This is a genomic window from Halovivax limisalsi (assembly GCF_023093535.1).
GTDB classification, from domain to species: domain Archaea; phylum Halobacteriota; class Halobacteria; order Halobacteriales; family Natrialbaceae; genus Halovivax; species Halovivax limisalsi.
Genome location: NZ_CP095757.1, coordinates 537,520 through 556,904, shown reverse-complemented (window position 1 = coordinate 556,904; position 19,385 = coordinate 537,520). Strand labels below are relative to the sequence as shown.

The following is a 19,385-nucleotide window of genomic DNA, read 5'->3' as shown; positions in this document are numbered from 1 at the left end:
CGTTCGTGTGTGGTAGTGAGGTAAAAAATTATGGTAGATTCGAAGCGGGTCGTGGCGGTTCTCGTCCTCTGCTCGCTGCTGTTTCTGGGCGGCGCGGTTGCGGTCGCTGTCGGGGCTGGAACGGCACAACAGGACCCGGCCGGTGTGAATCCCGGTGTCGGAACCGGCGCGGACTCGGTCGCGGACACTGATTCGGACGACCGGACCGTGCGGCGAACGCGTCCGACCGGGCAGCCGGAGAACGCGTCGGACGCCAACCGATCGAACACGCCACACCGCGACGAGTGGGCCTACGAGACGGGCAGCCGGATCATCTCGTCGCCGACGGTGGTCGACGGAACGGTCTACATCGCCAGCAGGGACAACCACCTCTACGCGCTCGACGCGGACACCGGCGCCAAGCGGTGGGCGTTCGAAACCGGCCGCCTGATGGAGTCCTCCCCGACGGTCGTCGACGGGACGGTCTACGTCGGGAGCTTCGACGGCAACGTCTACGCGGTGGATGCGGCGACGGGCGAGCAGGAGTGGGCCTACGAAACCGGTGATCCGGTGGGGTCGTCACCGACCGTTCTCGACGGAACGGTCTACGTCGCCAGCAACGACGGGTACGTCTACGCGCTCGACGCCGATTCGGGAACCCAGCGGTGGGCGTACGACACGGGCACGTGGACGCCTTCGTCGCCGACGGTATCGGATGGAACGGTGTATATCGGGAACAGCGACGGCTACCTGTACGCGATTCGGGCGTCGAACGGGGAACTCGAGTGGCGATCGGAGAAACTGAGCAAGTTCGTCTGGTCGTCCCCGACGGTCGTCGACGGGACCGTCTACGTCGGGGGCGGGACGAATCTCGAAGGGGCAACCGACGAAACGGTCCCGACGAACAACGCACCGATGGAGCCCAACGCGCCCGGGCTGTACGCGCTAGATGCGGACACGGGCGAACGGGAGTGGCACTACGAGACGAGCCAGACCGTGACGTCGTCCCCGACCGTCCACGAGGGAACGGTGTACTTCGGCAGCTACGACAAGTCCGTGTACGCCGTCGACGCGGAGGACGGCAACCGGGAATGGAGCTACCAGACGGGGCGATACGTCTACTCCTCGCCCACGGTGGCCGACGGGACGGTCTACGTCGGCAGCCTCGACGGCTACCTGTACGCACTCGACGCGGAGACGGGCAATCACGTGTGGGCCTACGATTCGGGCGAGGTCGCGGACTCCTCGCCGACGGTCGTCGACGGAACGGTCTACGTCGGCAGTAACGACGGGTCAGTTCGAGCGTTTTCGGCGTTCTCGTCCGGCTCGAGCGAGGGCTCCCGGGTGAACTCCGGCACGCTCGGCCACCACGACGGCTGGGCCGGGTACACCCATCCGCTCCAGGGGACCGTCTTCGACGCGGACGGGAATCCGCTGTCGGGCGCGGTCGTCTCGCTCGAGACGTTCGGCGGAACGGTGATCGAGCAGTCGACGACCGGACGCGACGGCTGGTGGGGCGCCGACCCTGATCCCGGCTTCTACGTCGTTTCTACCGAGTACGACGGATCCACGAAGTCCCGCGGCGTCCTCTTTACCGGTTCGTACACGCGGACGACCCAGACGTTCATCTGCACCGGCGAGGCCATCCAGGTCTATCCCGACGACTACGAGGTGTTCAAACGGCTCAATTTCGAGCAGTGTCTCGATTCGGACGCCGACAGCGTGGTCTGGAACTTCGGCGACGGACACACCGCGGGCGGGACCGACGTCACGCACACCTACGAGGAGCCGGGCGAGTACACCGTGACCGCGACCGTCGATGGCGAGACGATCGAAACGGATCTCGCCATCGCCGACACGGAACTCGCGATCACGAGCGTCGAGGACATGTTCGACAGCACGTACGTGTCCGGATTCGGCCTGCAAAACGCCTGGGAAGTCAGGACCGAGTCGGTCGGCGAGGTCGAATCCGTCACCGTCGACGTGGGCGGCCAGACGTTCGAGGCGTCCCAGGACCCGGACGATCCGGATCGGTGGATAACCGACACTCACTCCCTGTCACACCTCGCGGACGGCGGATCCGGCCACACCGTCACGATCACGGCGACGGGCGCCGGCGGGCGCACCGTCACGAACGGGCGGTGGTTGCGGGCGTACGATACCCCACAGTGGCTCCAGTGGGTCCTCGGCGTGGGTGGCGACCTGGTCGAACGCGATCACGAGAACGTCTTTACCGATCCCACTGCCGAGGGTACCGTCGATATATTCAACGTCACTGTCGTCGATTTTAACGAACACGCGAACGTGCTCGGGCCGCTGACGCCGTGGAACTGCGAGTTCTGTTCGAACCTCGAAATCAGTGCGAACGCCGAGTACCGCTTCCCGGACCACGAGTGGGCACTCGGCCCGACGTTCGAGTCCGAGACGGAGGTCAGCGGCGTCGCCATCATGGCCGAATCAAACCCACGGATCGTCGCCGATTCCAGACTCCGATTCCAGTCGGCGTCGATCCCGATCGACGGAAAGGGCGGACGCACGTTCGAGTTCGGGGTCGACTTCCCCGTCGTTGGCCAGCAAGGATTTGAAATGTTCGCCGGCGGCCTCTTCGGCCTCGAGGTCGGAAAAGATCGTGGCGAACAGTTCGACCTGCAGAACCTGTACGGCGGCGTCGAACTCAGCGGCGAAACCGCATTCGACGCCAAAGTCGCCGAAGTCTCGGCGACCGGAACCGGAACTGGGACGGTCTCGCCGGACATCTTCGATCAAAAACCCGGTGAAATCGTTTCGGGCGACGTCGATCTCACCGTCGCCGGGACGGTTTCGGCCTCGGTCTTCGAGAAGGAGGTCGACATCACGCTGCTCTCCGAATCGTACAGCTATCCTTCGAGCACGAACTCGCCACGGTGGATCGTCACCGACGAATCCGAGTGGCGAGTCGAAGACCCGCAAGGAACCGCGCCGGTCCCCGACGTTCCGACTGTGGACGAGAGCCGGATGGCCGGCGAGGACCGAATCGCGCTGGCCGCCGACGCCAACACCGACATCGATCGCCTGACGAATCGGCCGTACGACGACACGAAACCGTCGATCACGAATACCGCCACCGGCCAACTCGTCGTCTGGAGTTCACACCACGAGAACAAATCGACCGAAGCCGGAAACGACGTCGTCTTCCGCACCCACGACGGGTCGGGCTGGAGCGAGACAACCCACGTGACGGACGACGACCGACACGACGGAACGCCCGTCGTCGCCGCGGGCGCCGACGGCACCGACTCACTCGCCGCCTGGGAGCGAGTGACGGCCAACGTGAGCGAAGGCGAGTTCGACGAGCCGGAGGACGTCTTCCCGCACTACGAGATCGCCCTCTCGAAGTACGACGGCGAATCCTGGTCCGACCTGGACGTGGTGACCGACGGCGACGCGTTGCGATTCGAACCCGTCGTCGCCGGTGGCGAGGGTCCGTCCGGTGACGACCGATGGCTCGTCGCCTGGGAGGCGGACGCCGACGCGAATACGAGTACCGTCGCCGACCGATCCGTCGAGTACGCGCTCACCGACGGCGACGCGATCGTCGAACGCGGCGAGATCGCAGACGCGACGGATCCCGCAGTTGGCACCGGGCCGGACGGCTTCGACCTGGCCTACGTCGAACGCAACGCGAGCGCCGACTCCGCACCGCCATCGGCGCTCGTCCGGGGCACCGTTTCGGGCGATGGGTTCGAAGAAGCCGAACGCCGCGAGCTCGATACCTACGTCGATCACGCGACCGACGCCGGCGAGGTCGCCTGGGTCACCGGCAACACCACCGATCCGACGCTTCACTACGACGACGGAACGGGTCCGGGAGTCGATTCGTTCGCCGCGAACATCTCCAGCGTGGACGAACTCTCGCTCTCCGTCGACAACGAGACCACGCTGCTCACCTACCGCGGCCGACCGGAACACCAGGACCGGCGCGATCTCGTCTACCGCGTCGCCCAGGACGGCGAGTGGGCGAGCGATCAGCGCATCGCCGGCGGCGCCGAGAACAACCTCACGCTGTGGCACACCGATGCGGCGCTCGGCGACGGCGAATTCTCCCTCGCGTACGCGGCCAAGGAGTTCGGCAACGAGAGTCGCGACGACGTCTTCGTCGCCGACCGCGCGTTCGCCCCCACCTACGACGTGACCGCCGACGGGCCCGACGATGCGACCCCCGGCGAATCGATCCAGATCGACTACACGGTCACCAACGCGGGTGCTGCGGACGGCGAGGAACCGCTGTCGGTCGTTCTCTCGAACGCGACGACCGACCTCGACACCCAGACCGTCGGCCCGCTCGGCGTCAACGAGACCGCCTCGGGCACGTTCGAAACCGTCGCCGACCAAGGAGGTCAGTACGAGATTGCCCTGGAGAGCGACGGCCAGCAGGCCGCTGCGATCGCCGAACCCGACGAGGAGTGGCTCTCGACGAGCGATTCCGTCACGACCGGAACCGCGGATCTCTCGATCACCGACGTGACGGCGAGCGTCGCGGACGGCGAGACCGAGTCGACGGAGGGACACGCCGAACGCGCGGTCGGTTCGGCCGCCAACGGAACGGTCGCGGTCACGATCGAGAACACCGGCACCGCCGCGGCGACGGACGTGCCCCTGACCGTCGACGACGGCACGGGCGCGATCGCGAACCTCACCGTCGATCGCGTCCCCGTCAACGAGTCGGTCACGACCGAGGTATCGGTCGATCTCGCCGAGATGAATCACTCGCTCGCGGACGCGGTCGTCCTCGACCCCGACCGAAAACTCGCGCACGCGACGTTCGGTGAGCGAACCTACAGCACGGAGTTCTTCGACGCCGACCTCGCGATCGATGGCCCGGTCCGCTACGTCGAGGACGGGGACGACGTCGTCGCCACGGTCGACGTCTCGAATCGCGGACCGATCGGCACGACGGCGACGGTCCGGGCGTTCGACGCCGGGGCGGACGGAAACGCGACCGTCGAGTACGCCAACACGACCGTCGAACTCGCGGGCACCGGCCGGAACGAGTCCACCTACGAGTCGGTCTCGTTGACGCTCGACGGCGAGCTCGGGGGGCATCCCGTCCAGTTCGTCGTCGAAGCCGACGCGACGGAGGGCGACCGGTCGACGATCGGCTACGAGGACGAGGTCGGCCCGATCGTGCCCGAGCGCGGGCCCGTGTCGGTCTCCGTCACCGACGAGACGGGCGCGCCGATCGAGAACGCGACGGCCGCCGTCGACGGGGAAGGCGCTCGCACCGACGCCGACGGGACGGTCACGGTCGACGCCAGGACCGGCGATCGGACGCTTCACGTCGCGGCGCCCGGGTACGCTGCGTCGACGATCCCGATTACCGTCGATCCGGACGATCCGACGTCCAGATCGGTCGAACTCGCCGTCGACGTCGCCCTCGAATCGGTGGCCGTCCCCGACACGGTCGCCCCGGGAGAACCGGTCACGGTGAACGCGACCCTCGCGAACCCGAGCGGCACCGACGCGACGGAACCGATCTCGCTCGCGATCGGACACGCCGTCGTCGACAACGCATCGGTCGCGATCGACGCCGGGACGGACGAAACGATCGCACTCTCCTGGACGCCCACGGGCGAAGACGTCGGCACCGTCTCCGCCATCGTCGAGACGAGCGGAGACACGGCGGTCGAGACCGTCGCGGTCGAGCAACCGCCAACACTCGCCGTCGAGATCCTCGGGACGAACTCCCCGGTGACCGCGGGCGAGGATCTCGTCGTGGACGTGCAAGTTGAGGCCGTGGGGAACGAAACCCAGGTTCGAGCTGAGACGATCGCCCAGCAGATCGAACTCGCGGACTTCGACGGGACGGTCGTCGACACCGCGACCGTCGACCTCGAACCGGGGAACGCGACCCAGCGCGAACTCGTCTGGAGCACCGAGGCCGGCGACGACGGAGCGGGCAACGTCACCGTCACAAGCGACGACGATTCGGCCACCGCCGCGGTCGAAATCGGCGCTGCCGGCTGTGCGCTCCCGGGCGACGTCGACGGCGACGGCCAGGTCACCTCGCTCGACGCGACGCTCACGCAGCGACACATCGCGGGACTGGATCCATCCGGATTCGACGCCGATTGCGCGGACCTGACCGACGACGGCGAGATCACGCCGGCGGACGTCACCGCGATTCACCAGGCCATCGTCGGGATCGGGGCCTGAAAGCGCCGGCTGGCGAGTCAGCCGGTCCGATCCGATGCGAGTTCGGCCGGCAGTCGCTGGCCGGCTCGAAATGGATTCGCAAAACGGACCGACGAACGGAGTACGTCAAACGTGGCTTGGGTGCTCGCGCCGCCTAGACCTCTTCTTCCGCGCCCGAGCCCGGATACCGGTGGTAGTCCAGCCCCCGGTGTTTGAGTTCGTTGTGCTTGTCCTCGAGGTAGGAGTACACCGTCCCGTGGGGCGCGCCCTCGAGCAGCATCTCGGCGGCCGTGCGCACCACGTCGACCTCCTCGGGGGTGCCGATCGCGGCCAGCGTCGAGCCGTAGATGACGACCGATGCGCCGGAGAGTTCCTCCATGAGTTCGCGAGTGCGCCCGTCCTCGCCGATGAGGCGACCCTTCTGGCGCTTCATGTCGTTCTTGTTGCGCGAGGCGGCGTCGATGTCGACCACGTCGAGCATCATCAGGTCGTCGTCGAGGAGGGCCAGCGCGTCCTCTGGGGCGAATCCGCGGCCGATCGCGCGGACGATCTCCGGACCCTTCAAGCCGCGAACGGGGTCGCCGACGGTGTCGACGGCGACCGACCCGTTCTCGGAGTCGATGTCGAGTCTGACCTCCGCGGCCGACTCGATCTCGCGCATCGTCTCACCGCCGCTGCCGATGAGGACGCCGATGCGGTCCTGCGGAATCTTCACGTGCTGCATACCGGATCTATTCGTCGAACCGGGTTAAGCCCTTGGACGGCCCGGAGGCGATTTGCTGCTCTCGAGCGCGCCCAATCGGACAGCCTCGAAAGGGACCCTTGCGCTCCGGCTTCGATCTCGGCGGGTGCGATATCGATGAGGACCTGCCAGTCGAGGGGCGTGCTCAACGATTGCGCTCTCGAATCGATGTTGACGACAAATTCCAACGCTCGATCGTGCCGCCGCTGGTCAGCCTCGCTACGCGAACTTCGGCTCGCGATCCCCGAGTAACGCGATCGGGTCTTCACCTTCGAGAAGGGAGTGAATGCGCGTGTTGTAGGTGTTCCCGTCGAGTTCGCCGTCTTCAGTCACGACCCGGTACTGCGGTTCGGAAACGGGGTTTGGAACGTCCGCTGGGTGGAGGTCGTACGTCGAGTCGACCCCCGCGGTGAGTGGTTCACCCGACTCGCGGTAGAGGGTTGCCGCTCCGGACCCGACGAGTCGGTCTTCGCCGTCCGGCTCCAGCCGGACGTAGTACGCCGAGTGTCCTGGCATATCCTCGGGCAAGTCCACGGTCCCGCCGATTTCGAGATCGAGCTCGAGACACTCTTCTCTCGCCAGTGAATTTCCCTCGATCGTGAGTTCGTCGTCGCCCATCGAGAGCACTCGGGTCGCAACGTACTCCGTCGCCCCCATGTCGATCATGTTCTTCGCGCCGTTACGCGTTGATGCCTGGGCCGAACAGCAGCAGCTCACGCCGTACGTCGCGACGATGGACGGATGGAGGCCCGAGGGGATCCGATCGAAATTGAGCGTTACCTCGTAGACTCCTTCGGTTCGAATCCGCCCTTCGCCACGTACTGTCACGTCGACGCCGTTTACCTCACCGGTCAGCTGCAGGTTGATCGGCCACGGCGGAGTAATCTCTTCCGCATCACCATCTTCCAGTGAAGTATTGTCATTCGATTGCATACCACTATCCGTTACATCGGGTTACTAATTATGTCTTGTGGAGGATCGTAACAGTAATTGGTAGGGTGTCGCTCAAACACCGCCGTCCGACGGCTCACTGAGACGGCACACGACCGGGGCGCGTGTGGAACTGGATGTCGATCGGGCGTCGCACGAACGCCTCACAGAGAGACGAACGCGTTACCGGTTCCGCCCTCGGCAGTGACGGTCCCTGAACGTCTCGATCGCCGGGCTACGATCGAAATCCAGATGCCGTTTCGGAGGACCCACCAGACCCAGCTGGACCAGCATCGCGACGAGTCCGAGCGTCGAGACCAGCTCGGTCGCCTCGTGCTCCGCCCACGGCCCCGGGATCGGCGTGATCAACGACGCATCAGTCACCAATCCCCAGGCCCCGATCGCGAGCCAGCAGACTCCGCCTCCGGCGTACTGTCCCAGTAGAATCCGAGTCGCCGACCCGAAGTCGCGCCACAGGACGACCGTATCGGCGAGTATCAGCGAGCCCAAACACGCCAGGGCGAGGAACACCACCGGTTGAATCAGCCCCATCATGGTTTCGAGCCTCGAACGTAAATTACGGTGATCGGTGCCCGATCTAATAGCCACCGGTTGAGCGAGATCAGCCGGATCGAGTTCGGACTGGTGGCGGTGCGGTGATCAGTGTCCGGTGTCGGTGACTATCGATCGCAATGCTGGCGTCGGCTACGGCGCCTGTGGCACGCCTGCCGCGTCGAGCGCGCGTCGGCGTTCGGCCGCCGTCAACCGGTAGGGCTCCAGTTCGTCAGATAGGTTCCCCAGCGCCTTGCGTCGTACCTGATGGGCCTCCAGAACGTCCGCGATCCGGTCGATCGCGAGTTGCTTCAGCTCGCCGCTGAGGAGGTCGCCCTCCCGGTAAGCCCGCTCGATTCGGGCGAGTTCGTCGTCGTCCGGTTCGAACAGGTAGCGCAGGTACTGGAACGGGATATCGACGGTCGGGTCGCCGCCCCGTTCGCGGTGCTCCGCGACCGTCGCCCGCCCGCCGGTGTAGGCGTGCGTCCGAATCGTCTCGGCCACCGTCGCCCGGTCGTCGGTCAATTCGATCGTCGGGGCGTCGTCGGAGGAACTCAGCTTCCCCGGGCCGTCGAGTCCTGGCAGAAAGCGGCTGAGAAGGGCACCCGGTTTCTCGACGGGTAGGGCCTCCGCGTCCGCGAGGTCGCGAGAGACGCGGACGTGGGGATCCTGGTCGACCGCGATCGGGACCAGCGTCGGCTGGCGACCGCCGACGAGCTGGGGCAACAGGAGGTGCGTCGCCTGCACCGCGGGGTAAAAGCCCATGCCGACGTTGTCCGACTCGCCGTAGACCGCCTCGACCGTCGCCGGCGTGAGGCGCGCGGCCAGCGAGGCGGCGATCGGGTAGATGACGTCCGCGTCGGCCGTGTCGACGACGATGCGCGTCCGCTCGGGGTCGAACCCGACGGCGAGGACGTCGCGCAGGTTTTCGCGGGTGTACTCGCCGATCGTCTCGAAGTCGAGATCTCGAGAGAACAGTTTCTCGTCGTCCGACAGCGGCAGGTAGACCGTCGCCCCCGTCGCATCCTGGAAGCGCTTCGCGAGGTACAGCGGGAGGACGTGCCCGAGGTGGAGCGATCCCGACGGCCCGACGCCGGTGACGATCGCGTGCGGGTCGCCGGCTGCGGCGGCGGCGAGATAGCGATCGACGTCTCGTCCGGCGTAGAACGTGCGACGGCGGATCGCCGGATGGTCGGGGAGGCGGTCGATCTGGGTGTCGGTCAGTGGGTCCGCGCCGAACTGGTCGATCAGTTTCGCGTAGTCGGTTCCGTCAGCGGCGGCGGTCGGTGCGTGGGTCTCGGACGATTCTTGCGGCTGTGCGTCGGTCGGTGTGGATTCGGGCTGGTGTGGCATCTGGTCGGCTGAGTTGCTGACAGCCACGTGGCTGTGGGGTCGTGGTCACTCGGCGATCGATTCGCGGGAGAACGAAGGGAGCGATCGACCCCACACCCGCCGGGTTAGGCCGCGACGCGGGCGGCGTCGAAACTGTCCGCTCTCGGTGGACGGCGCCAGCGCCAGCCGAGAGCGGAGTACATCAATCGGGTGTAGGAACCGGTCGGCCCTAATCGTTTCGGTGGTCGACCGTAACCGGGAATTCGGACCGTACAGCACCTTGCGACAGCGGATCAGTCTGGACAGGTTCGTCCCCGCCCACGAGTCGAAGTCGTTCAGAAAATCGACTTCGGCTGGCGTCGGTATCGAAGATGATGCGAGAGCGTGGGGTTCGCAATGTCGGATGAGACTGACGAGATGGGATCTAAATCCTGCTCCTTAAGACCACCGGGTGAAACAACAGAGTAATGAGACGACGCACGTTTCTCGGAACAGCAAGCGGCGGGACGATCGCGGGGTTCGCCGGGTGTCTGACACGCGACGGCGACGACGGGTCGGACGGCGAGTCCGATCCCTCGGAAGCCGACGGTTCCGATGGAGCGGACGGGAACGAATCCGACGGCGAGACCGGGACGAACGACGAAGGCGACGGGGGATCGGATGCAACGGACGACGGCGCCGACGACCCATCCGGGACGTTCACGATCGCTACGTACGACTCGATGATCGACGGGACCGACCCCGCAGGGCCCTGGCTCACAGACACGTTCGAAACGTACTATCCCGACGCGACGATCGAGTGGAAGACGCCCGAAAACGGGCTCAACCACTACATCCAGCTCGAGGAGCGGGAGGCGTCGCTCGACGCGGACGTCTACCTGGGACTCAACATCGACGACCTCGCTCGTATCGACGACACCCTCGACGAGGGCGGCCTCTTTCGCGAACTCGACGTCGGTCGCATCTCCAAAGCGGACCGAATTCGCGATGGACTCGACATGGGCGATCCCCACGGCCGCGTGCTCCCCTACGACACCGGCTACATCAGCCTGGTCTACGACGAGACCGTCGTCGACGAACCCGAGACGTTCGACGACCTGACGAAGCCGGCCTACGAGGACGCGCTGATCGCCCAGAACGCCCAGACGTCCGATCCGGGCCAGGCGTTCTTGCTGTGGACGATCGACGCCTTCGGCGAGGACGGCTACCTCGAGTACTGGAACGAACTCGACGACAACGGCGTCCGCATCCTCGACGACTGGAGCGACTCCTACTACGGCGCCTACATGGAAGAAGAGCGCCCGATGATCGTCTCGTACTCGACCGACCAGGTGTTCGCCTCGGCGGAGGGCCACGACATGAGCCGCCACCAGATCGCCTTCCCGAACGGCCAGGGCTACGCCAACCCGGAGGGAATGGGCATCTTCGAGCGCGCGTCGAATCCGGACCTGGCCTACGCCTTTCTGGACTTCGTCCTCTCGAGAAAGGCCCAGGCGGAGATCGCCCAGCGAAACGTCCAGTTCCCCGCTGTGAGTTCGGGCCACGTCGACCTGGACGACGAGTTCGAGCAGTACGCCCACGAACCGCCCGAGGCGGTGACCGTCGGCTACGACCGCCTCCGGGGTAACCTCGACGGGTGGGTCGACGAGTGGGCGCGCGACCGAACCGGCCACTGACGCCGTGTCCACCCCAGATCGAGGCCGGCATCGCGCGACGACCGCAGCGGCCGAGCGGCTCGAACGCCACGCGCTCACCCTGCTCGCCCTCGCCACAGGGGCGGTGCTCCTCGTCGTGCTCTACCTGCCGGTCGCGGTGGTCTTCAGAAACGCCGTGATCGACGGGGGCTCGGCGTCGCTCGCGGCCTTCACCGACGTCCTCACGGACCCGTTCTACGTCGGCGACCTCGCCGGCGCGTTCGCCGACCCGCTGGCGATCCCCGGTCACCTCGCCTCGCTCTGGGGCTGGCTCACCGCGATCTCGGTCTCCGCGACGGTCGCGACGGTCCCGGGTCTCGGGCTCCCGGTTCCGTGGCTCGCCGTGGACACGCCGGGGGTCAGGATGGGCCTGTTCGGCTTCACCGCCTACCAGGCGGCGCTCTCGACGCTCGCCAGCGTGGCGCTCGGCCTGCCCGCCGCGTCCGTCCTCGCGCGGTACGACTTCCGGGGCCGGCGAACCATCCGCTCGCTGACGATCCTGCCGTTCGTGCTTCCGGGAATCCTCGTCGCCGTCGGCTTCTACGCCACGTTCGGCCACGCGGGGACGCTCAACGCCGTCCTCGGTACGGTCGGCCTCGGGCCGTACCCCTTCATCGAGTGGAACCCGCTCGCGATCGTGATCCTCGCCCACGCGTTCTACAACGCGCCGCTGGTCGCGCGAGTCACCGTCGCCGCCTGGGAGTCCGTCGACGTCCGCGCCGTCGAGACCGCCCGGAGTCTCGGCGCGAGTCGGCGGCGGGCGTTCCTCGACGTCGTCCTCCCGCAGTTGCGTCCCGCGATCCTCACCGGCGCGCTCCTGACGTTCATCTTCACGTTCATGACGTTCCCCATCGTCCTCGCGCTCGGCGGCCTGCAGCTCGCGACCGTCGAGGTCTGGATCTACGATCGCGTCAGTCGACTCGACTTCACCGAGGCGGCGACGCTGGCCGTCCTCGAGACGGTGCTCTCGCTCGCGCTGACGTACGCCTACCTCCGCTACGAGTCCGCCCAGTCGGGCCTCTCGCGGGCCGGCGCTTCACCACCCCCGCGCGAGCCACTGTTCCCCGACTGGCGCCGCGCGCTCTCACCGCGCCGCCTCGCGATCGTCGGTTACGGCCTGCTCGCGCTCGTCGTCTTCGTCGGCCCGCTCGCGAGCCTCGTCCTCGGGGGGTTCACCGACGGGGGCGGATTCACCCTCCGTCACTACGCGTTCCTGCTCGAACGCCAGGTCGAGGGCCAGTCGTTCCAGACGCTGCCGCTGCCCGCCATCCGGAACTCGCTCGTCTTCGGCGCGGGGACGCTGCTGGTCGCCGTGCCGATGGGCGTCGTGATCTCGGTTGTGACGACGCGGGCGGGCCGCGGCGGGACGCTCGTCGACGCGCTCGCCATGCTCCCGCTGGCGGTCAGCGGGATCGTCTTCGGGATCGGGCTCCTGGAGGGGCTGGTCTTCGGCATCGCGCTGCCCGGCGGGTGGCGGCTGCAACTGACCGGCGGCGTCGCGATCGTCGCCGCCCACGCCGTCGCCGCCTACCCGTTCGTCACCCGGAACGTCTCGCCGCTGCTTTCCTCGCTCGACCCCGCGATGGTCGAGTCAGCGCGGGCCCTCGGCGCCTCCCGAGTGCGAGCGCTTCGCGACGTCGAACTCCCGCTGATCGCCTCCGGCGTCGTCGCCGGCGCGGCCTTCGCCTTCGCCATCTCGATCGGCGAGTTCTCGTCGACGGTGATATTGGCGAGCGGGAGCGACGCCTACACCATGCCCGTCGCCGTCGAACGCTACCTGGGTCGCCGGTCCGGCCCCGCGCTCGCCATGGGGACCGTCCTGCTGGCCGTCACCGCGGTCAGCTTCGTCGTCGTCGATCGCGTCGGCGGGAGGTTCGAGCGATGACCGAACTCCGCCTGGAGGGCGTCACGAAGCGCTACGGAGCGGGGCCGAAGTCGGGGTCGGGCGGGGACTCGGGGACGGGAGCGGGGGGAACGGTGGCAGACGCGGATTCGGGAACGCTCGCGCTCAGGAACGTCGACCTGACGATCCGCGACGGCGAGTTCTTCACTCTCGTCGGCCCCTCCGGCTGCGGGAAGACGACGACGCTGCGGACGATCGCGGGGTTCGAGGACCCGACGAGCGGTCGCGTCACGTTCGACGGCGGGGACGTGTCCGGTCTGGCGCCCGAGGGTCGCGACGTCGGCGTCGTCTTCCAGAGCTACGCGCTCTTTCCGCACATGACCGTCGGCGAGAACGTCGGCTACGGTCTGCGATTTCGCGACCCGCCAGCGGGGACGTCCCGGGAGGAACGCGTCGCCGAGCTGCTCTCCCTCGTCGACCTCGACGGGCTGGGCGATCGGGAGCCCGACCAGCTCTCCGGCGGGCAGCAACAGCGCGTCGCCCTCGCCCGGGCGCTGGCGCCGGAACCGTCGCTGCTCCTGCTCGACGAACCGATGAGCGCGCTCGACGCCCGCCTTCGGGAATCGCTGCGCCGCCAGGTCAAGCACATCCAGTCCGACCTCGGGATCACCACGGTCTACGTCACCCACGACCAGGCGGAGGCCCTGGCCATCTCGGATCGCCTCGCCGTGATGCGCGATGGTCGGATCGAACAGATCGGGACGCCCCGGGAGGTGTACCGAACGCCGGCGACACGGTTCGTCGCCTCGTTCGTCGGCGACAACACCGTCTTCGACGGCGAGATTGTGGATGGCCATATTCAGGGATCCTCGCCAGCCGGGACGGAGGTCGCCGTCGGCGACCGAACGTTCGAGCTGGCGGACGTGCCCGCGAACGCCGATCGAGTCACGTTCTGCGTCAGGTCCGATGCGCTCTCGCCGTCCGTCGACCGGAATCAACTGCGTATCACCGTCGAGACGACCGAATTTCTCGGCGATCGCGTCCGCGTCCACGGCCGATGGGACGGACGGTCCATCGTCGTGACTCTCGACGACTGGGTCGAGTACGGGCGAACCGGTGATGACGAAACAGTCGGGGAGGCACGGAACGCTGGCGACGAGCTACTGATCGGGTTCGAGCCGACGGACGCGCACGTGATCGACCGCGAGTGACGGTAGTCTGGACGTCGCGCCCCGGACGTCGGCCTCACGGGTCGATACGCCGCTTTCGCGGACTGTCCGGCAGGAGTACTTTAGGTGCTCGCCGCGAAGCCCGATTCACCCATGCACGTCGGTATCATCTCCGACACCCACGACGACGTCGAGGCGGCCCAGCGGGCCCGAACCGTCTTCGAACACGACGGCGTCGAGGTGGTGATCCACTGCGGCGATTACGTCGCTCCGCCGACGCTCTCGGCGTTCGAGGGCGTCGAGGTCCACGGCGTCCTCGGGAACAACGACGGCGAGATCGGCGGGCTCCACGCCGCGTTCGACGCGCTCGGAGAGGGCAGCGAACTCCACGGTCGGTTCGCCGAACTCACGTTCGACGGCGTCTCCTTCGCGGTCCTGCACGGGGAGTCGACGGCCGAAGTGGACGCGATCGCGGCGAGCGAGACGTACGACGTCGTCTGTTACGGCCATCACCACGAGCGCGAGCACCGCGAGGTCGGCCGAACGGTCGTGCTCAACCCCGGCGCGCACTACGGCCGGGTCCCCCCGGATCACCGGACGGTCGCCGTCGTCGACACGGAGACCGAGGCGGTCGGGTTTCGGGAGGTCTGACAGGACGGTCGTCCGTCGGTTACGGCGGTTCGCGAGGCCGATTTGTGACCGACTGTTACCAGGCGCGACCGATCTACTGGTAGGTTCTATTCCCGCCCGCGACGTACCAGAAGCGGATGTTCGCGTCGTTCGGCGGTTCCACCGATCCCGGTCGCCCCGCTCCCGGTCGAACACCCGCGATCCTCAGATTCGACTAGGTATGGGGTTAGGTCCATAGATTTATCTCTATGGAGGCACTACCATAGGTCGACGGATGGCGTCCTACACGACCATCGAAGACTGGCAGGCTGTCGAAGGCGGTCACGTCGTGGATGTGACCATCCGACAGACGGAGGACGAGAACTATCCGTGCGGGTGGGATTACAGCCTGCATCTCGGGGAAATCGGCGGCGACACCCTCCTTCGATACGACAACGCACACGAACGGACGAAGGGGCACGAGCGCCACACGCGGAACGACGTCGAACGCATCGAGTTTCCTGGGATGTTGACGCTGTATGACCGCTTCAAGCGCGAGACCGAGGAACTGTCGCCCATCTCGTGGGACCGGCTCGCGTAGGACGCCTCCAGGAGCGACTATGCCCACACTCAAAGTCACTGTCGGTGAACGCGACCGTCTCGACCAGCGTACGCGCAGCCGCATCGAGGCCGCCCAGGAGGGGGAAGACCTCGAGCCGGCCCAGCCGGTATTGAACTTCGACTCGTACGGAGCACTCAGCCGGCTGCTCAGTCCGAAGAATCTGGAACTGCTCGAGGTGATTTCCGAACACGAGCCCGGGAGCATTCGCGACGCTGCCGAGCTGGTAGATCGCGACTACAAGCAGGTCCATCGCAATCTCACCGAGCTCGCGGACATCGGCGTCATCGAGCTCGAAGGCGGCGGGCCGGGCCAAGCGAAGGAACCGAAGCTGTCGTACGACGGGCTCGAAATCGACATCCCGTTCGCCCGATCGAACGGAATCGCCGGTTCAGCAGCGCCATAGCCCTGCCTTCGCTCGATTCGTTCGACCGACGCGTCGTCTCCGAATCGGCAGGCCCGATCCACGGTCCCGGGACTGGCCCGCTCCTCGCACGGCTCAAAACGGTCTGCATTCGCGAGGGCTGACAGGACGGTCGTCCGTCGGTTACGGTCGATCGAGAGTCCCGCCCGCTGGTGGTCGGGCACCTCGTCCACCGCATTGCAACACGGCGAATGGCGAATCACTCGGTTCGCGACGGGTCCGGTTCGGGATCGGTCACGAACGCGAGCAAGTCGTCGGCGTCGGTCTCGAGACCCTGCCGGGAGAAAAACGAGGCGACGTTGCGACAGTCGCGCTCGAGGAAGCCCCGGCTGTTGGGGTGGTGGACGGTGACGGCCTGGCCGAAGTCGATGACGACCAGCTGGCCGTCCTGGAAGACGACGTTGTACTCGCTCAGGTCGCCGTGGACGATGCCCGCCGCGTAGAGCCGGCGCATGTACTCCCGGAGGACCTCGTAGGCCGTCTCAGGATTCTCGACGTGGACCTCGCCGAGACGCTTGGCTCGCCCGGAGGCATCGTCGATGTACTCCATGACGAGGACGTTTCGCTCGGTCGCGATCGGATCGGGGACGCGCACGCCGGCCCGTTTCGCCCGTTTCAGATTGGCGAACTCCTTTTTCACCCACGCGAGGACCACGTCCTTCTTCTTCCCGCCGAGGCCCTCGAATCGTGGGTCGCCCTCCAGGTAGTCGCGCATCTGCCGGAAGTTCGAGGCGTTGATCCGGTAGATCTTCACCGCGACCTCCGTGTCGTCCGGCCCGAGCGCCTGGTAGACGTTCGCCTCCTTGCCCGTCGAGATCGGCCCGCCGAAGGCTTCCACGTGACCGTCCTGGACGAGTTTGTAGAGCGCGGCGAAGGTCGCGTCGTCGAAGACCGACTGCTCGACCTTGAACTGGTCGGCGTCGGTGAGCCGTTTCCGGAACTGGTCGAACTCGCGATCGCGCTTGCGAGCGATGCGATCGGCCTCCGTGTCGGAGACGTCGATCTCCTCCCACTCGTCGCCCGCGACCTCGCTCGCGTCCGTTTCGACCAGACCGTACTCCTCTCCCATTCAATCGGCCTAGCCGCGCGACGGGCTAAAGCGTTCGCCATCGTTCACGTCGACGAGCGGCGAAAATCGGGGCCGGGTGGCTTCGATCGATCGCGCCCCAGAGCTCCGGCCGGTCGAGTCATCGGGTCGATCACGTCACGGCGTTAGTCGCTCGATCGACCGCCAGGTGATTCCCTCGCCGGGATCGTCAGGATGTGCGGGCTCGTCCGCGACGATCGCGACGACCAGCGTCTTCCTGACGCCGTGGGCCAGGCGGACGTCGAGCGAGAGGTCGCGCGGTTCGAAGACGTGCGAGGACGGAACGACCCGGATCAGGTGCGCGGAGTGACCGAGGTCGTCGACCGACTCGACGTCGGCGTAGGTTCGAAAGTCCGCGCCGAACTTGTAACCCGTCTTGGGGACGACGCCGCGCTCGCGGAGGGTCCGGTACACCCGGCGCCGGCGGGCGAACCGATCACCCTCGACGGCGAGACCGCGATCCGCCACGTCGCGAGGGTCGAGATCGATCGCGCCGAGGCGAGCGAGGTACGTCGCTTCGAGCAACGAACACTGGATGGCCGGGCGGTCGCCGTCGTACTCGCGCCCGTCGAGCGGCTGGCCGAAGAACGTTCGTTCGTAGAGCGCTTCGGGCGGATTCCAGACGATCACGCGGTCGGTGAGGAGATCGGCGTCGGCCGGTTCGGTGCCGACCTGCTCGATACCGGCTGCGTCGGCGTCGGCCGGCGCCGCGTCGGCCACTCCCGGCCCCCGTTCGGCGACGCGGGCGCTATCGCCCTCGATCGACGGCGCCGCGAGTTCGAAGTACGTGGGCTCGCTCTCCTCGTCGACGACCGCCAGGACGCCGGGGTCGAGGTCGCTCGCGGCGACGTCGGTCCGCTCGCCGACGACCCGCAGGGCGTACGCGAGGTCGCCGTCCCCCGGCCCCTGTCCGCGCGGGTAGACGGCGAAGTCGGTCCGGTCCGTGACGTCGTCGAAGCGCTCCGGCGAGATCCAGGGCTCGCGCGCCGGCGAGAGGTAGAGCCCGCGCGATCGCAGGTCCGCGTAGACGAGATACCGGACGGCGAAGTTCGTGCCCGGTTCGCGCGCGACGAACGCCCGAAAGTCGAGCGCCGACGCCTCGTCGTCCTCGACCCGGATGCCGGTCAGATTGTCCGTGTAGAGGAGGTGCGCCGCTTCCACCGGCGAGAGCGCGATCTCGTTGCCCGAAAGGGGATAGCCGTACCCGCGCGCGTCGTGGAATCGCTGTCGCGCGTCGGCCCCGACGCGGACGACATCGCCGTCGAGGACGCCCTCGAGTGCCATGGTCGAGCCTGGCTGCCGTCGCACAAAGGGATGTTGGAACGTCCGGGGGCGATCCTGGGGATGGGTTCGACAGCCGGGCCACCGACCGGTGTCGTGGTCGGGTGACCGGTCGTGCTCGCTCGTCCGATCGGTCATCTCACTCCGCCACCGTCGGCCTCGCCGCGCGATCACAGCCCGCGTCCAGACATCGACGGCCGGAACCCGTATCGAAGGCGGGGAGGCCGCACGGACACCGGCCGTCGAGAACACCGGTCGGGACGACGAAGCCGGTCTCGCAAGTGGGGTAGCGTTCGCACCCGGCGATGAGGCCGCCGCGTCGGAGGATTCGCAGGTCGCCGTCGCACTCGGGACACTCCCACTCGCGATCGAACGCCTCGCGAACGGCGTCGTCGAGCGACTCGCAGTCGCGATCCAGACAGATATCGAACGCGAGGCCGCGCTCGGCGCGGATTCTGGGCAGGCCGCAGTCGCAGGACTCCTCGCGAACCGTCGCGTCGTCGGGGATCGCGTACCGAACGCCGCAATCGAGACATCGGACGTCGCCCGCCCGGATCAAGGTCCCGTCGCACGTCCGGCACGTCCCGATCGGATTCCCGGCCGGCGAGGCGTGATAGTTCGAAAAACCGTCGCTCTCGTGCGTGACGATCCGAAGGAGCTGGTCGTCTTTCTGAGCGACGAGTGAGAAGCCGCCCGAGTGGTCGCTGGCGACGCTGTCGGCCCGCGTGAGCCAGGCGACGGGCTGGTAGCCGTCGACGTCGTGGACGAGAACCGTGTTGTCCGGCTTGACGACGGTCGTCACCCGGCCGCGATACTCCGTTCGATCGGCTCCCTCGAAGAGGACGGTGCAGTCGCCGGCGAGGACTCGAATGGTGTCTTCGAGCATGAGGACTCTGGCCGCGACCTGGTATATAAACTCGCGGACGATCCGTGGACGCGGCGGTCGATAGCTC

General features: G+C 67.1%; 14 protein-coding genes. 7 read left to right on the top strand and 7 right to left on the bottom strand.

What is annotated here, in order from left to right; all coding sequences use genetic code 11:
* Positions 1–30 precede the first annotated feature (30 nt).
* Positions 31–6,171 carry an outer membrane protein assembly factor BamB family protein gene (locus MXA07_RS02405; RefSeq protein ID WP_247730462.1) on the top strand — a complete coding sequence of 2,047 codons (6,141 nt, stop codon included), beginning with the start codon at positions 31–33 and terminating at the stop codon, positions 6,169–6,171.
* 133 nt (positions 6,172–6,304) lie between these two features.
* On the opposite strand, the gene MXA07_RS02400 is transcribed toward MXA07_RS02405, so the two are convergent.
* The 4 genes from MXA07_RS02400 to MXA07_RS02385 form a co-directional block, all read right to left on the bottom strand.
* A complete protein-coding gene (locus MXA07_RS02400) occupies positions 6,305–6,874 on the bottom strand; it encodes a KH domain-containing protein (RefSeq protein ID WP_247730461.1) in 570 nt (189 codons plus the stop codon).
* Between the two features lie 237 nt (positions 6,875–7,111).
* Positions 7,112–7,825, bottom strand: a complete 714-nt coding sequence (locus tag MXA07_RS02395; protein ID WP_247730460.1) for a hypothetical protein — start codon at positions 7,823–7,825, stop codon at positions 7,112–7,114.
* A 180-nt stretch (positions 7,826–8,005) separates the two neighbouring features.
* Entirely contained in the window at positions 8,006–8,377 is a 372-nt protein-coding gene (locus MXA07_RS02390) for a hypothetical protein (protein WP_247730459.1), read from the bottom strand.
* A 150-nt stretch (positions 8,378–8,527) separates the two neighbouring features.
* The gene (locus tag MXA07_RS02385) at positions 8,528–9,727 is read right to left on the bottom strand and encodes a tryptophan--tRNA ligase (RefSeq protein WP_247730458.1); all 1,200 of its coding nucleotides are present in this window, start codon (positions 9,725–9,727) and stop codon (positions 8,528–8,530) included.
* A gap of 446 nt (positions 9,728–10,173) precedes the next feature.
* Here MXA07_RS02385 and MXA07_RS02380 point away from each other — a divergent pair, with 446 nt between their 5' ends.
* From MXA07_RS02380 to MXA07_RS02355, 6 genes are all read left to right on the top strand, one after another.
* Positions 10,174–11,382: a thiamine ABC transporter substrate-binding protein gene (locus MXA07_RS02380; RefSeq protein ID WP_247730457.1), complete on the top strand. Its 1,209-nt coding sequence runs from the start codon at positions 10,174–10,176 to the stop codon at positions 11,380–11,382.
* Between the two features lie 4 nt (positions 11,383–11,386).
* Positions 11,387–13,285, top strand: a complete 1,899-nt coding sequence (locus tag MXA07_RS02375; RefSeq protein ID WP_247730456.1) for an ABC transporter permease — start codon at positions 11,387–11,389, stop codon at positions 13,283–13,285.
* Positions 13,282–14,454, top strand: coding sequence for an ABC transporter ATP-binding protein (locus MXA07_RS02370; RefSeq protein WP_247730455.1), 1,173 nt, complete (start codon positions 13,282–13,284; stop codon positions 14,452–14,454). Before MXA07_RS02375 ends, MXA07_RS02370 begins: the two co-directional genes overlap by 4 nt.
* Positions 14,455–14,565: 111 nt before the next feature.
* Positions 14,566–15,063, top strand: a complete 498-nt coding sequence (locus MXA07_RS02365) for a metallophosphoesterase (RefSeq protein WP_247730454.1) — start codon at positions 14,566–14,568, stop codon at positions 15,061–15,063.
* 253 nt (positions 15,064–15,316) lie between these two features.
* Positions 15,317–15,622, top strand: a complete 306-nt coding sequence (locus tag MXA07_RS02360) for a toxin-antitoxin system TumE family protein (RefSeq protein WP_247730453.1) — start codon at positions 15,317–15,319, stop codon at positions 15,620–15,622.
* A gap of 19 nt (positions 15,623–15,641) precedes the next feature.
* A complete protein-coding gene (locus MXA07_RS02355) occupies positions 15,642–16,046 on the top strand; it encodes an HVO_A0114 family putative DNA-binding protein (protein WP_247730452.1) in 405 nt (134 codons plus the stop codon).
* 217 nt (positions 16,047–16,263) lie between these two features.
* On the opposite strand, the gene rio1 is transcribed toward MXA07_RS02355, so the two are convergent.
* The 3 genes from rio1 to MXA07_RS02340 form a co-directional block, all read right to left on the bottom strand.
* The gene (rio1, locus tag MXA07_RS02350; RefSeq protein ID WP_247730451.1) at positions 16,264–17,133 is read right to left on the bottom strand and encodes a serine/threonine-protein kinase Rio1; all 870 of its coding nucleotides are present in this window, start codon (positions 17,131–17,133) and stop codon (positions 16,264–16,266) included.
* Positions 17,134–17,268: 135 nt separating this feature from the next.
* Positions 17,269–18,435 (bottom strand): tRNA-intron lyase, encoded by a 1,167-nt coding sequence (endA, locus tag MXA07_RS02345; RefSeq protein WP_247730450.1) that lies wholly within the window; start codon positions 18,433–18,435, stop codon positions 17,269–17,271.
* A 136-nt stretch (positions 18,436–18,571) separates the two neighbouring features.
* Positions 18,572–19,318, bottom strand: coding sequence for a PDDEXK family nuclease (locus MXA07_RS02340; protein ID WP_247730449.1), 747 nt, complete (start codon positions 19,316–19,318; stop codon positions 18,572–18,574).
* Positions 19,319–19,385: the final 67 nt, after the last annotated feature.

Bases quoted from the DNA above. Each gene is read 5' to 3' on its own strand.
- MXA07_RS02355 (WP_247730452.1), top strand. From the start codon at position 15,642: ATGCCCACACTCAAAGTCACTGTCGGTGAACGCGACCGTCTCGACCAG.
- rio1 (WP_247730451.1), bottom strand. From the start codon at position 17,133: ATGGGAGAGGAGTACGGTCTGGTCGAAACGGACGCGAGCGAGGTCGCG.
- MXA07_RS02365 (WP_247730454.1), top strand. From the start codon at position 14,566: ATGCACGTCGGTATCATCTCCGACACCCACGACGACGTCGAGGCGGCC.
- MXA07_RS02370 (WP_247730455.1), top strand. From the start codon at position 13,282: ATGACCGAACTCCGCCTGGAGGGCGTCACGAAGCGCTACGGAGCGGGG.
- MXA07_RS02395 (WP_247730460.1), bottom strand. From the start codon at position 7,825: ATGCAATCGAATGACAATACTTCACTGGAAGATGGTGATGCGGAAGAG.
- endA (WP_247730450.1), bottom strand. From the start codon at position 18,435: ATGGCACTCGAGGGCGTCCTCGACGGCGATGTCGTCCGCGTCGGGGCC.
- MXA07_RS02405 (WP_247730462.1), top strand. From the start codon at position 31: ATGGTAGATTCGAAGCGGGTCGTGGCGGTTCTCGTCCTCTGCTCGCTG.
- MXA07_RS02400 (WP_247730461.1), bottom strand. From the start codon at position 6,874: ATGCAGCACGTGAAGATTCCGCAGGACCGCATCGGCGTCCTCATCGGC.
- MXA07_RS02390 (WP_247730459.1), bottom strand. From the start codon at position 8,377: ATGATGGGGCTGATTCAACCGGTGGTGTTCCTCGCCCTGGCGTGTTTG.
- MXA07_RS02380 (WP_247730457.1), top strand. From the start codon at position 10,174: ATGAGACGACGCACGTTTCTCGGAACAGCAAGCGGCGGGACGATCGCG.
- MXA07_RS02385 (WP_247730458.1), bottom strand. From the start codon at position 9,727: ATGCCACACCAGCCCGAATCCACACCGACCGACGCACAGCCGCAAGAA.
- MXA07_RS02340 (WP_247730449.1), bottom strand. From the start codon at position 19,318: ATGCTCGAAGACACCATTCGAGTCCTCGCCGGCGACTGCACCGTCCTC.
- MXA07_RS02360 (WP_247730453.1), top strand. From the start codon at position 15,317: ATGGCGTCCTACACGACCATCGAAGACTGGCAGGCTGTCGAAGGCGGT.